The following is a 14,266-nucleotide window of genomic DNA, read 5'->3' as shown; positions in this document are numbered from 1 at the left end:
AAAACACCCTAGCAAAGGTCTGCTAGGGTGTTTTTTTAACGTTCTATTACTAGTTTTTTCTCAAAAAGATCAATATCCTTATCTTCGCCAATTACGATTAATATATCTTCAGATCTGATTGGATCATCTACTTCAGGAGAAACGATAATATCTTTTCCACGCTTTAACGCGACTATATTACAGCCATACTTCGCTCTAATATCCAGTTCGATTAAAGTCTTACCAATCATTCTCTTGCCTGCCCTTACTTCAACAATACTATGGTCATCTGAAAGCTCAAGAAAATCAATAATATTACTTGATAGTAGGCTTTGTACTAGCCTTTTACCCATATCACGTTCGGGATGGACAATTTGATCAACACCTAACTTTCTCAGAATTTTTTCATGATAATCATTTTGAGCTTTTACAGTTATTCTTTCTACTCCCAAATCTGTTAAAATAACAGTTGTCAAAATACTCGCCTGAATATTTTCACCAATTGCGACAATGACATGTTCGAAATTATGAATCCCAATTTCTTTTAATGATTCCTCGTCAGTAGAATCTAAAATCACTGCATGTGAAACGATATTCTTGAATTCATTTACTCGTGTTTCATTATTGTCTATCGCTAGTACATGTTTACCTTCGTTGCTTAATTCTCTACATATACTACCGCCAAATCTACCGAGTCCAATTACTGCGAAATCCTTTGCCACCTGATTACCTCCATCCTACTTAACTATTCATATATATTACCATAATCAGTGCGAAACAGATAAAAAGAAGGAGACAAATGATATCGTCTCCTTCTAATATAGATACTCTGATTATTCTTTATCGAGCATTGTAAATTGGGATTTTACTAAATCATAGTACTTTCCTTTTTGACTAATCAACTCAAAGTGATTCCCTTGTTCTAATATCCTACCATTTTCAAGTACAAAGATCTTGTCGGCATCGCGGATTGTTGATAGGCGATGGGCAATAATGATAGAGGTTCTTCCTTTTAATAATAGCTTCAAGGCCTTTTGAATTTTTACTTCAGACTCTGTATCAATACTTGCGGTTGCTTCATCCATGATAATAATGCTAGGATTTGCTAATAATGCACGTGCAAATGAGAGTAGCTGTCTCTCCCCTGCTGATAAGATATTTCCACGCTCTTCTACCTCTGTAAAATATCCATTTGCAAGTCGTTGAATAAAGTCATCCGCTCCTACCACTCGAGCTGCTTCCATTACTTCTTCATCTGTTGCATCTGGTCTACCAAAGCGTATGTTTTCAATGATGGTACCTGAGAAGATAAATGTATCCTGTAACACGACACTTATTTTTTCTCGTAAAGTTAAAAGCTGTACATCACGTAAATCATGTCCATCTATCTTCACTGCACCTTTTGTCGGATCATAAAACCTACTGATTAAGTTAGCGATTGTAGACTTTCCACTTCCCGTATGACCTACTAAAGCAATCGTTTCCCCAGCATGCATTTTTAATGAGATTTCATGAAGAGCTATACGGCTTTCATCATAAGAGAATTGGACTTTATCAAACTCAATATTCCCTTCCATATCCTCAAATACGTAGGCATTTTCTTTCTCTTCTACATTTGGCTGCTCATCTAGGAATTCAAAAATTCTTTCGGAAGATGCCATTGCCATCAGTAATTGTGTATACATCTGACCTAAGCGAGAGATTGGTTCCCAGAACATGCCTGTGAAAAATGCAAAGGCTACGAATGTACCAATAGAAATTCCGCCATTTCCTTCACCCAATAAAATCAAGTATGCACCGAATACAATTAAAATTATCGTTCCAATCGCATCACTCAGATCAACAAACGGTCTAAAGAAAGCGGTTTTTCTAGCAGCATTCTTAAAACTGTCGAAGAATCCTCTGTTTACTCCGTCAAAGAATTCAGCATTCTCGTTTTCCTGGGAGAAAGATTGTGTGATACGCATTCCCTGGATACCTTCATTTAAATGTGAGTTCATTTTTGATTGATGAATACGAACTTCTTGCCAAGAACGACGTATATTTCTACGTAATCTAGTCGAGATGTAGAACATAATTGGAACAACAATCAATACCGCAATTGCCAATTGTGGGCTCAGAACAAATAATATGATAATGATTCCAAGTAAAGTGATCGTATCCATTAATAAATTAATGATTCCATTTGTGAATAACTCTTGAAGCGAGTTTATATCATTTAATATTCGTACCAATATGGAACCCGCTGAACGATTATCAAAAAATCGATGTGACAATCGTTGAACATGTGAAAATAAATGATGGCGTAAATCGTATATGACGTTTTGGCCTAAGAGGTTCACCCATTTTATTCTAAATGTGTTCGCTCCATAATTTAGTAAGTATAATACTCCTATAATAACAACTAACCAAGTTAATAGACTGGTATTTTTATTTTCAATGGCTACATCAATTGCTACCTGACCGATTAGGATTGGTACGGTTAAGCGCACAAATGTTGAGATCAACATCATAAGTATCGCAGCAGGTAAGTATGTTTTAGAATACGGCTTTAAATATTTTAAAAGACGTAACATTTGTTTCCAGTTAAATTGCTTTTCGATAACTTGCTCAACTGTATAATGGAACCTTGTTAAATGATTTTTCTTCTCTTCCTTTTTTACATTTTCCAATGCTTTACCTCCTATTCCACTACTGATTAACAGCTTCCATTATTTCTTGTCTATCTTGATATTGAATATTATAGATACGGCGATAAATACCGTCTATCTCCAATAACTCTTGATGTGTACCTCTTTCCTTCACTTCCCCTTCTTCTAACACTAAAATTTCATCAGCGTGCTGTAAAGAAGAAATTCGATGTGCAATGATAAAAGAGGTCCTGCCTTGCATCACTTCTTTTAAAGCTTCTTGGATTCTAAATTCCGTTTCCATATCAACTGCAGAAGTTGCGTCATCCAATATTAAGATGCTCGGATTGATACAAAGCGCTCGTGCGATTGCAATTCTTTGCTTCTGGCCTCCAGATAATCCCATTCCTCGTTCACCAAGGAACGTATCGTAACCATTAGGCAATTCCATAATGAAATCATGAGCTTGTGCACGTTTTGCTGCATCTATTATCTGATCATCAGTGACTAACGGTTGACCATAAGCAATATTCTCTCTAATTGTCGTGGAGAATAAAAATGGTTCTTGAAGAACAAACCCAATATTGCTTCGCAGTGTTTTTAATTTATAATCCTGAACAGGGCGGCCATCAACTAACACTTCACCTTCATCTGCTTCATAGAATCTCGTAATTAGTTGAGTAATACTTGTTTTTCCTGACCCTGTTGCTCCAATTAATCCAATTGTCTTCCCTGAAGGAGCTTCGAAACTAATATTTTTTAATGCAGCATCATCATCTTTAACATAATTTAAAGTCACATTATTAAATGTCACATCACCTTTAATCGGAACATCAATTGCATCTTCTTTTTCTGTAATATCTTCATACTCATCAAGAATCTCTAATAAACGTTCCCCTGAAGCTTTCGCTTGTGAAAATTGGTTAACTACAAATCCTAGGTTCATTAATGGTCCTAGAATGTACCAAACAAGACTGAAGAAAGCTACTAAGGCACCAAGTGCCATTTGTTCTGAGATAACAAGATATCCTCCATACCCAAGCAATGAAACGACTGCAATATTTCCGATGAACTCCATAAGGGGGAAATATTTAGCCCAAAGCGTTGAAGTATAGATATAGTTCTGGCGATAATCATCATTACTTTTAGAAAAACGGTCAATCTCAAAATCTTCTCTTGAAAGAGACTTAACTGTATTCATCCCACTAATATTTTCCTGAACTCTTGTATTTAATTTACCAAAAGAACGTCTAATACCACGGAAAGCTGGGTGCACTTGCTTATCAAACTTATAGACAATCACACCTAAGAAAGGCATTGCAAGCATTGTAACAACAGCAAGTGGTGCCGAATAATAAAACATGATACTTAAACTTACAGAGATCAATAAGACGATTCTAATTAACTCTGCAAATCCCGCAGATAAGAAGAAGCGAAAGCCCTCAACATCAGCAGTTAATCTAGACATAATATCGCCTGTCTTTGAGTTATCGTAGTACTTGAATGATAATACTTGGAGTTTATTGTAAAGTGCGTTACGCAGCTTAAATACGGATGTCATACCGAATATATCTCCTAAGTATTGAAAAGAAAAACCTGAGATTGCTTTAATCATCATAAGTCCAAAGAATATGATTGCAAGGTAAGGCATTAGTGCATAATTATCCTTTAAAACCACTTCATCAATCGTGATTTGTAGAATTATTGGATAAACAACTGTTATTACTGTAAAGAGCACGAGAAATAATAATGACCAAAGAAAGTATTTTTTATATGGCCAATAAAATCTCTTAAGTCGTTTGAAAATATCCAATCTTGTTCCTCCTTCAAAAGTTTCGTAATTATAAATATAACGGAATTCGAAATAAATTGCTATCTTTATTTTAAAAAGTAGTAACAATTTTATTAAAACAAATTAAAAAATACATCCTCCACTAAGAGAATGTATTTTTAATATGGTTATATTTATTTCTTAAATTCTTTTGTATAAATATCTTTTTTAATTTCTTTTAAGATTGCTCGTCTTGTTAAGATGCCGTCGAAGAATCCGTCTTCATCGACTACACACGCAAATGCGTGATCAATTACTGCATTTAACCCATCAATTAAGCTTTCGTCTTTCGTAACTCTAGGTATATCCGTATTCATAACTTCATGCACTTGCATATTGGATAACTTTTCAAATTCGATTCTCTCTAAGCCTAGAATTTCATTTAAAATTACTGTCTTTCCAATGATACCTGCTAACTTATAAGATGAATCCAGAACTGGGACGGCAGCATAACCTGACTTGATTAAGACAAGTAACGCGTGTTCTAATGGATTATTTAATTGTACATGTGCTACTTTTTCGGATGATATCATTAATTCTTCGATTGAAATGTTTTGAATTTGTTTCTCTTGCATTGTACTCATACAAATTACCCCCTATTTATTGACTTAACTTTAAATAACTACTTTAAAATTCACTAAATAAGCATGTCAATAAGAATCGTACCCTTTTTTTATAACAACAAATCCTCACTAATAATTTTTTAAAAAAGCTTATTTTACTGACTATTTATATTGTATCAGATAACAAGCCAGTTATTGAAACAATATGCCGGAATTATTTTCATCTAAGAAGTAAATTAATTTTATCTAGTTATAAATAGGATATGATTAACCATTTACTTTTGCTTGTAAGTCATTTTGAGTTGTCATACAATGTGTTAAGATAGTTGAGTATCGAAGTAGTTCAAAGAGAAATATGTTGTAGAATTACTTTACTTAATTAAAGTCTATCCTTTTACCAAATAGATGTCAACTAATTAACAGACAATTTCGATATCTGGTATAAAACTACTAATTCAAACGAAGGATTGAAATATATGAACCGAAGATCATTTTTAAAAAGGGCAATCGGCTCTTTCGTAGGACTAATTGGATTAGTTGGCGGAACTTTTTTTTATGGTAGAGAAATAGAACCCTCCTCTCTTCAAATTAGAAAAGAAATTATTCAATCAAAAAAAATACCAGAACAACTACACAATAAAAAAATCGTTCAATTTTCTGATACACATCTTGGCTTCCATTACTCTATAGAAGATTTAGAAGAACTTGTAACTGAAATAAATAACTTATCACCTGATATAATCGTTTTTACTGGAGATTTAATTGATGATCCCAAATACTCTAATGAAGAATTTGAACAAGCAATTTCACAATCCTTATTAAAATTAGATGCCCCAGAAGGGAAGTATTGGATCTATGGAAACCATGATCATGGAGGTTATGGAACAGACAGACTTTTAGAGATTATGGATAATGCAGGTTTTACTTTATTGCAGAATAGTCATGTAGAAATTCACTCTAACTTTATAATAGCCGGTATAGACGACATGATGCTTGGTAAACCTGATTTACGAGCCGCACTTGCGAATGCAAATCCTAATTCGTTTACAATGCTCCTTGCGCATGAACCTGACTTTGCGGATACAGCGGTTCAATTTCCTATTGATATACAATTATCTGGGCACAGCCACGGTGGTCAAGTGCGCTTACCTATTCTTGGTCATCTATATACTCCAATATATGCGGAGAAATATGTATTAGGTAAATATCGAATCGAGAATAAACTTGATCTATATGTCAATGCCGGTATTGGAACAACGAGGCTACCATATCGCCTGTTTTGCCGACCCGAAATTCATGAATACACACTAAAAGCAAAGATGTCATAAAGGTTTCACACGAAACGAATCTAAAATACTAAAAAAGACTTTAACAAATGTTATACTTGTTCTAAATGCACTTATTCTATTTATGAAAGGAAGTCTGTCTATTCATGAAACGACTATTTTTTGGACTGACATTGGCATTCTCCCTTTTTCTTGTTGGCTGTGGAGAAGCTATTGAAACAAATATGAACGAGGATTTTATTGAATTTGAATTTACCAATCAAGATAACGAACCTTTTGCTCTTGATGATTTAAAAGGCGATTACTGGATTGCTAATATGATTTTTACTAATTGTGATACAGTTTGCTTACCAATGACTGCTAATATGAAAAATTTACAAGATCAAATGGCTGAAGAAGGTTTTGATAATGTTCAGCTAGTTTCATTTAGTGTCGAACCTGATTATGATACACCTGAAATTTTAAAAGAGTATGGAGAAAGCTATGGTGCTGACTTCAGTAATTGGAACTTCTTAACAGGCTATGACTTTCAGACAATAAAAGAAATATCAATAAAAACATTTAAAAGCTTATTAGCTGAAGCACCTGAAGGAACAGACCAAGTAACGCACGGTGTTAGCTTTTTCCTAGTTAATCCTGAAGGTACTGTTATTAAAAACTATGATGGTGTGAGATCGGCAAGTATGGAAACAATCATGAATGATTTACGAAAATTGAACGAGTAAATACACCATGCCCTGCAAATCTTGATACTTTGCAGGGTTTATGTTTTTGTTTTTTCTGGATAATCTATTTGATTAATAACGGCTGTTACGTTACGATTGAATTATTAAATGTCGAAAGGAGGATAAAGTGATTGATAGAAGAAGAACGTCTAGATGAAATTGCACAAGCTATTTTTACTGTTAACCGTCATGCAAAAACTGCACCAGAGCCACAGCATTTATATTTTGTAAAAAAAGAAGCTATAAATAAATTAATAAAAGACAATGATGCGAAAAAGATAGGTTTACATTTTTCAGAGCGTCCGAAATTTAGTAATCAGCACTCAACATTACTTGTACAAGTCGGGAATTATTACTTTCATATTCCCCCAACAAAAGAAGACTTCAAGGAATTAGAGCATCTTGGCTCATTAGATAAAAATTACCGTAATCCCCAAACAAAAATGTCACTTTCCCAAGCAAAAAGGATTTTGTATCCATTGATTGATTGGAAACCTGAGCAAAAAAGTAAACAGAAAGTTAAAAGAGAATACTCATCAGCATATTACACCCCCTCTTCCCTTGGTAAAATGGAATGGCCACCATCAAATAAAAGAAGATATTAAAAGCGTTAAAGTCTCCTAACTTTTAGCGCTTTTTTTACTAATCTTTTAAAAACAAAATATAAACTTCTGCATGTAACAAATATTATCCCAAACATCCCTATTATTTGAAGTAATAATGGAATGAATTCTGTTATTCTTTGTGCTTGATTGGTGTACCATAAATAAATCACAAATAAATTTATAAATAATATACTTCCAAAGAAATAACTAAGTAAATAATAGAGTTTACGTTTCATTCCATAATTCACTAACTGATACATAAAGTAGAATACGACGGTAAATAGGCATAATACTGCCAATAAGAATATTGCTTGGTAGTTATAAATAATTAAATCCGCTTCCATTCTATCCCTCTCTTTCAGTAAGCCATTAAAAGTATTGCCTCCCTTAAATATAGATATACTTCTAAATTACCTTTATAATTAGAGTCATATGATTTCCTATAAGAAAGGCAGAGATTGAATTGAACAAAGCATTTATAAGCATTATCATTGGCGCTACACTCTGGGGAACAATAAGTTTCTATGTAAAAAATCTCTATGCATTCGGGTTTTCACCGATGGAAGTCGTCACCTTAAGAGCTTGGACTTCTGCTTTGATTCTCGTATTATACTTTTTGATAACATCGCCAAAAACTTTAAAACTACATAAATTTACAGATATCAAATACTTTATTGGTACAGGTGTTTTTAGTATTATCTTCTTCAATTATTGTTTATTTACTGCAATTGAAATTTCATCTATACCAGTTGCCACAGCACTTTTATATACTGCTCCTGCTTTTGTAACGATTTTGTCGTTCTTCTTATTTAAGGAAGCTTTGACAAAGGTAAAAGTTATAGCGCTCATTATTACATTATTTGGTACTAGCCTAGTAGTTGGTTTAATTCCTTTTAATACAGAGGCTTTTAAGTTTGCAAGTATTGTATTTGGTCTTGGATCAGCCATTGGATATGCTTTTTATAGTATTTTTAGCAAGTACGCTTTAGAGAAATATGGTAGTTTAACAATTACGACCTTTACTTTTCTTGTAGCTGCCGTTACATTACTTCCCTTCTTTCCTTATAAAGAAAAAGGAGCCTTACTGTTTGAACCAGAGGTATTGTTTTATGCTTTCGGTCTAGGTTTACTACCAACTGCAATCGCTTATATCATTTATACATATGGATTAAATCATACAGAAGCATCGAAAGCTTCCATTCTAACGACAATTGAACCCGTTGTAGCTACTATTATTGGAATCTTTATATTTAAGGAATCCTTTTCTTTTATTCAAATGTTAGGGATGGCTCTCATTATCGGTGCAGTAATTCTAATTCAAGTGTATGGAAGCAGAGCTGTCTATGCTCGGAAGGTCTTGAAACGTGAATAAGCCTTAAGATGGACAAATATAAAAAGCAGAGCTTAAATTTAAGCTCTGCCTTTTATATTAATTCATTTTCTACAAGTAATAGTTTAAACTTTGTTGTCTGTTTGCTCTCTGTGTTTTAGAGCAGACGCTTCGTGTCTTTTTTCTAATCGCATTTCTAATTGATCAATTCTATTCTCATCTTTTAAAATATCTTGGATATTTTGGTCGACTAATTGGTCATAGTTTAAACGCTTTGGTCTCATTTGCTGCACCCCTTTACAAAGTACTATTTCTACTATACCCCATTTTCCAACCTTTCAGTCACAATTGCGTGAACATTTTATTAATTAATTTTCTAAATTAGCCAAAACTTCACTATTAAGTCACAATTGCATCTTCTTTTTAGTGATTTAATCTATTAAAAAAGAATTACTTTTGAATTCGATAAGTCAATTTTTCTATGATAATATGGATAAATGAAGGGATGATCGAGATGAAAAGTAAATCTAGTAATAGCTGGAAAGAATGGATAAGAGCAATTGTATTCGCTGTGGTGATTGCATTCATTCTACATACCTTTGTTTTTGCAACTTCTGTTGTTGAAGGCGAGAGTATGGAACCAACTTTGGAAAATGGAGATAAACTAATCTTCAATAAGTTTATCTATTTTATAGATGAGCCAAAAAGAGGCGATATCGTAATCATTGAACAACCAACTAAAAATTATGTGAAACGTATTATTGGATTACCTGGAGAAGTAATAGAAATAAAAAATAATTCTATTTACATTGATGGTGTAGAATATAAGGAGTCTTTTTTAAGAGAAGCTGACCTAGATAAAACTGGCACCCACGGGCCTTTTACTCTTGATGAAGACAGTTATTTTGTTATGGGAGATAATCGTGCAATAAGTAAAGATAGTCGCAATGGCTTAGGCTATATTGATCGTACAGAAATTATAGGAAAATCCGAGATAATTATTTACCCATTTAACAATTGGGACTTAACGCGTTAAGGTTACAATATTTCTCATAAAAAATAGGCAGTCGTTATAATTACGACTGCCTATCTTATTATTTATCGTTGTCAAACACACAGTAGCCAATATTTAGTGCAAGAATTGTAAATAGAACCAATGCAAATAGTACTTCCATTTCGCTGCACTCCTTTCAATGTCATCTTAATTATATAAACTATTATGTAATAATTTCCTTACCTTTATAATACCAACTTTCTCCGACTATTGAAAGCGATAATGTGATAAAATTAGTAAAAGTATCTGGAGGTGAAATTATGCTCTATTGTCCTCATTGTGGAACACCAGTAAAAGAGGAAGAAAGTTATTGTATTAAATGTGGCAAGGCTCTTCCAGAAGACATGTTGACACGAACAGAAAGAAAAAAAGAAATATCTAAATGGTGGATGCTTCCTATCCTTTCTATACTTGTTGTCGTACTTGCAGTTGGAGCATATTCTTTTTTACTCCAACATAAATCTGCTAAAGCCTTGGAATTATATAATGAAGCTGAAGTATTGCTTATGGAAGAAAATTATACGGAAGCTAATGAGTTACTACAAGCATCATTAAATCAAAAAGAACATTTCTCTCAAGCAGAAGTTTTATATAATTACACAAATGTAGCGAATCAAACAGAAGAAGAATTAGTAGAAGTTCAGAGACTACTCGAAAATGGTGAATTTGAAGAATCCATTGCACTAATTTCTACTTTAGAAAGTAAATTAACAGCTTTTCACGGTCCAGCGGTCAGCCTCTTAATCGAAAAGCTTAATAACTATTATGCACTCGCAAAGTTAGAACAATTAAAAGTAAAATTAGATGATGGTCCTTCATTTAATGAACTTCGGATACTGATTTGGGAAGCTGATGAAATCAACCACCCAGAGTCACCTGAGATCGTCTCTTCTATTCGGGAAAGAATTATTGATTATACTTTTTCTAGAGCAAGTGAAGAGCTTAATAATAATCAATTTAATGATGCTATATTAATTGCCGAAGATGGCTTAAAATATGCTCCGGATTCTGAAAAGCTCCAAAGTTTATTAACAAACATAAATAAAGAGAAGCTTGCTTTTGAAGCAGACGCGAAAGACAGAATGGAACAAGCGATTGATACTGCATCAAAAGAGCACCAAATAAATGAAAATGATGCAATTGAATTATTATCTGTGAAATTAGAGAATAATGCAGATGATGAAGTCGTTATTAAAGGTGAAGTAAAAAGCAATGCTACCGTACCAATTGATTCTATTATGGTAGAGTATGTATTGTTAAGAAATGATGAAGAAATACTTACAAATGAAATTTTTGTTTTCCCAGATATGCTTTATCCTTTAGAAAATGGGAAATTTGAATTTACACATTTTGATTTGAAAGAGAAAAGTACAAGATTAAAAGCAGAAGTGAAAAAAATAACCTGGTATACAAATTAACTTCTGTGCTAAATCTTCTGAGGTGAGACTTCATGAGGCACAAACGCTATCTACCACTTATCCTATCTGTTCTTTTTTTACTTTTTGGTGGATTTTTATTTGTAAAACAGTATACAGATTGGAAAGCAAATGAACCTGAAATTAATCAACCAATCGTTTCAATGATTACAGAGGAGTCAAGTACACTAGATTTAAAATCGATCATCTATGAAGCGGAAAAAACAGTTATACAAATTGAAGGTCAAAACGAATACCAAACAATTACTGGTTCTGGATTCTTATATAATGACAAAGGCGACATCATTACAAATGCACATGTTATTCAAGACATGGATTCAATTTATGTCCGAACAGCAAATGCACAATTCTATCCTGCTGCGATTGTCGGAATTAGTGAGGAAACAGATATAGCAGTTATCCGCGTTCCACAATTAGCCAATATGGATTATTTACCGATATCGGAAGAATTAGCTGAAATTGGTGAAGAGATTATTGCACTCGGGAGTCCACACGGATTTCAAAATACAGTTACATTAGGTATTATTTCTGGAACAGACCGTGATTTCCAAGTAGATGGTTATGACTATTCTAATGTGTATCAGATATCTGCTCAAATTACACATGGAAATAGTGGTGGTCCTTTAATTAAGAGAGAAACTGGGGAAATTATTGGCATTAATTCTGTAGGTACAGAAGATGGACTATTAGGATTTAGCATTCCTATAAGCGAAGTGATTGAACAAGTCCAAGAGTGGTCAAATACTGCTGTGAATGATCAATTAGAGTTCCCTAGTGTAATTGACATGATTAATCAGGATAATATGGAGCAAGGTCTTCAGGATTCTATTTATTTAACAGAACATTTTTGGGACAGTATTGCAATTCGAGATTATGTAAATGCATACTCCCTTCTTGCTAGTGATTTACAAAAAGGCACATCCTATTCAGATTTTAGAAATCGTTATATTGCTATCGTTGATTTAGACTTCTCAGAAATTGAAAGTAATGTCGTTGAAAATAATCAAATACAGACAACTATTACTGTAGAAATTGAAAAAAGAGATGAAGCTTCAGAAGATGAATATATTTCTTCTGAAAGACAATTTGAATTTATTTTTGCGTACGAAAATGACCAATTGAAGATTGTAAATATGAATGAAGTTACCAATTAATAAGGAAGGATAAATTCTTAACTGTGCGAATGTCTATACCTAATTTTCACCTCTTGCATATAGTAAGACAGTAGAGGTGGGAGGTGAGTTTCTATGGGCTATGGATATGGTTTCGGTCAAGGTTGTGGATATCCAACTGGTGGTGGCTATGGAAATAATTTTGCGTTAATCGTAGTATTGTTTATCCTACTCATCATCGTAGGAGCAGCATTTTACTTTTAGGATTTAAATAGAGGCAATGACAAAAGTGGTTTGTTTGATAAAACCCTTTTGTCTCTGCCTCATTTTTTTATCCAATCAGAATTTTTTCTTTTGGATATTGAACTTTATCCTTTGCTTTTTTGGGTTTGAAGGAGAATAAGATGGTAAGGATACCTACCCTTCCAACAAACATTAAAATCATTAGAGCAATCTTACTCAAGCTGCTCAACTCTCCAGTTATCCCAAGCGATAAGCCAACAGTTCCAAAAGCAGAGGTAACTTCAAATAAAATTTGTTGCAAAGTAAATTCCTCATTCATTGAAATAAATAATACAGAAATAAACATGATGAAAATTGCAACGATAAATACTGAGATTGCTTTAACAAGGTCATCTTCATTAATTTCACGATTAAATACTCGAACATGCTTTTTCCCACGAGCATACGCTATGATAAATAAAAGAACTAACGCAAAAGTAGTTGTTCTAATCCCACCACCTGCACTGCTTGGAGAAGCGCCTATAAACATTAATAAAGAAATAAACAACTGATTGGCGTCAGTAAGTAAATCAATATCTAAAGTTGATAAACCACCACTTCTCGTTGTTACCGATTGGAATAAAGCATAAAATAACTTTTCATGCCAAGCACCAGTCATAAAAAAACGATTATAATCAAGTAAATATATTCCTATTGTACCAATCACAATTAAACCAAAGAAAGTTATTGTGGTGATTTTAAAAAATAGACTAAATCTAAATAGGTTGTGAGCATTTCTTTTTTTAAAAAGAAATTCCCTAATTTCTATCAACACAGGATAACCAATTGCACCGAATATGATTAGAAACATCACAATGCTTTGTATAAAGTAATCGTTTGAGAAAGGTTGCATGGATTCGCCCGAAAGATCAAATCCACCATTTGATATAGCTGTTATCGTAGTAAAATAACCATTAAAAAATGCTTCAGACAATGTCGCATAATACTTTTGATAATATAAACCTAAGATGAGGATGGATATTCCCTCCACAACTAAAACCAGGATAGAAATCTCTTTAATAAGACGAACCATTCCAGTAAAGCTCGTTTGATTTTGATCGGTCATAATTAAACGGCGTTCTGCAAGTCCAATTTTCTTTCCAAGAAAAAGCCAAATTAATGTGCTTGTAGCCATAACACCAACTGCGCCAAGGTGTAATAATATAGTAATCAGGATTATCCCAAATGTACTAAAAGTTTCACCTAGTTGGACTGTTGTTAAGCCCGTAACGCTTATCGCACTTACAGCCACGAATAATTTATCAATAAAAAGTATAGATACTTCATCCTGGTAGGCATACGGAATGGACAGTAGGATTGTAGAGATAGCAACAGTTAACAGATAGAGAATAATTAAAACCTGTACTGGAGTTAGTTTGGTAATCCATTTGTATTTTAGCCGCGTTGAGGTCATCACAAACTTCCTTTATCCG

At 33.4% G+C, this 14,266-nt stretch carries 14 protein-coding genes and 1 pseudogene; 8 read left to right on the top strand and 7 right to left on the bottom strand.

What is annotated here, in order from left to right:
• Window positions 1–35: 35 nt before the first annotated feature.
• The 4 genes from ACXYMZ_RS08845 to cbpB form a co-directional block, all read right to left on the bottom strand.
• On the bottom strand, window positions 36–701 hold the full coding sequence (locus ACXYMZ_RS08845) for a potassium channel family protein (protein WP_458948029.1): 666 nt from the start codon (window positions 699–701) through the stop codon (window positions 36–38).
• Between the two features lie 111 nt (window positions 702–812).
• A complete protein-coding gene (locus ACXYMZ_RS08840; protein ID WP_458948177.1) occupies window positions 813–2,555 on the bottom strand; it encodes an ABC transporter ATP-binding protein in 1,743 nt (580 codons plus the stop codon).
• Window positions 2,556–2,670: 115 nt separating this feature from the next.
• Window positions 2,671–4,422: an ABC transporter ATP-binding protein gene (locus ACXYMZ_RS08835; protein WP_458948028.1), complete on the bottom strand. Its 1,752-nt coding sequence runs from the start codon at window positions 4,420–4,422 to the stop codon at window positions 2,671–2,673.
• Between the two features lie 152 nt (window positions 4,423–4,574).
• Complete coding sequence (gene cbpB, locus ACXYMZ_RS08830) at window positions 4,575–5,024, bottom strand: cyclic-di-AMP-binding protein CbpB (RefSeq protein ID WP_458948027.1); 450 nt, start codon at window positions 5,022–5,024, stop codon at window positions 4,575–4,577.
• Window positions 5,025–5,479: 455 nt separating this feature from the next.
• Between cbpB and ACXYMZ_RS08825 the strand changes: the two genes are divergently transcribed.
• The 3 genes from ACXYMZ_RS08825 (at window position 5,480) to ACXYMZ_RS08815 (ending at window position 7,619) form a co-directional block, all read left to right on the top strand.
• A complete protein-coding gene (locus tag ACXYMZ_RS08825; protein ID WP_458948026.1) occupies window positions 5,480–6,331 on the top strand; it encodes a metallophosphoesterase in 852 nt (283 codons plus the stop codon).
• A gap of 104 nt (window positions 6,332–6,435) precedes the next feature.
• The gene (locus ACXYMZ_RS08820) at window positions 6,436–7,014 is read left to right on the top strand and encodes an SCO family protein (RefSeq protein ID WP_458948025.1); all 579 of its coding nucleotides are present in this window, start codon (window positions 6,436–6,438) and stop codon (window positions 7,012–7,014) included.
• Window positions 7,015–7,145: 131 nt separating this feature from the next.
• On the top strand, window positions 7,146–7,619 hold the full coding sequence (locus tag ACXYMZ_RS08815; RefSeq protein WP_458948024.1) for a YkyB family protein: 474 nt from the start codon (window positions 7,146–7,148) through the stop codon (window positions 7,617–7,619).
• A 5-nt stretch (window positions 7,620–7,624) separates the two neighbouring features.
• Here the strand turns inward: ACXYMZ_RS08815 and ACXYMZ_RS08810 are convergent, their stop codons facing one another.
• Window positions 7,625–7,963 carry a hypothetical protein gene (locus ACXYMZ_RS08810; RefSeq protein WP_458948023.1) on the bottom strand — a complete coding sequence of 113 codons (339 nt, stop codon included), beginning with the start codon at window positions 7,961–7,963 and terminating at the stop codon, window positions 7,625–7,627.
• Between the two features lie 119 nt (window positions 7,964–8,082).
• Between ACXYMZ_RS08810 and ACXYMZ_RS08805 the strand changes: the two genes are divergently transcribed.
• A complete protein-coding gene (locus tag ACXYMZ_RS08805; protein ID WP_458948022.1) occupies window positions 8,083–8,991 on the top strand; it encodes a DMT family transporter in 909 nt (302 codons plus the stop codon).
• Between the two features lie 83 nt (window positions 8,992–9,074).
• Here the strand turns inward: ACXYMZ_RS08805 and ACXYMZ_RS08800 are convergent, their stop codons facing one another.
• Window positions 9,075–9,233 (bottom strand): FbpB family small basic protein, encoded by a 159-nt coding sequence (locus tag ACXYMZ_RS08800; RefSeq protein WP_458948021.1) that lies wholly within the window; start codon window positions 9,231–9,233, stop codon window positions 9,075–9,077.
• Between the two features lie 230 nt (window positions 9,234–9,463).
• On the opposite strand from ACXYMZ_RS08800, the gene lepB reads away from it, so the two are divergent.
• The 4 genes and pseudogenes from lepB to ACXYMZ_RS08780 form a co-directional block, all read left to right on the top strand.
• Window positions 9,464–9,985 (top strand): signal peptidase I, encoded by a 522-nt coding sequence (gene lepB / locus ACXYMZ_RS08795; protein WP_458948020.1) that lies wholly within the window; start codon window positions 9,464–9,466, stop codon window positions 9,983–9,985.
• Between the two features lie 278 nt (window positions 9,986–10,263).
• The gene (locus tag ACXYMZ_RS08790) at window positions 10,264–11,421 is read left to right on the top strand and encodes a zinc-ribbon domain-containing protein (protein WP_458948019.1); all 1,158 of its coding nucleotides are present in this window, start codon (window positions 10,264–10,266) and stop codon (window positions 11,419–11,421) included.
• 32 nt (window positions 11,422–11,453) lie between these two features.
• On the top strand, window positions 11,454–12,593 hold the full coding sequence (locus tag ACXYMZ_RS08785; protein WP_458948018.1) for a S1C family serine protease: 1,140 nt from the start codon (window positions 11,454–11,456) through the stop codon (window positions 12,591–12,593).
• A 141-nt stretch (window positions 12,594–12,734) separates the two neighbouring features.
• Window positions 12,735–12,815: pseudogene (locus ACXYMZ_RS08780) on the top strand (YjcZ family sporulation protein); the annotation flags it as partial.
• A gap of 67 nt (window positions 12,816–12,882) precedes the next feature.
• Here the strand turns inward: ACXYMZ_RS08780 and ACXYMZ_RS08775 are convergent.
• Entirely contained in the window at window positions 12,883–14,247 is a 1,365-nt protein-coding gene (locus ACXYMZ_RS08775) for a TrkH family potassium uptake protein (RefSeq protein WP_458948017.1), read from the bottom strand.
• Window positions 14,248–14,266 lie beyond the last annotated feature (19 nt).

This window comes from Oceanobacillus sp. CAU 1775, from assembly GCF_054482815.1.
The sequence above is the reverse complement of the archived record's forward strand: the minus strand, read 5'-3'. Positions and strand labels throughout refer to the sequence as shown.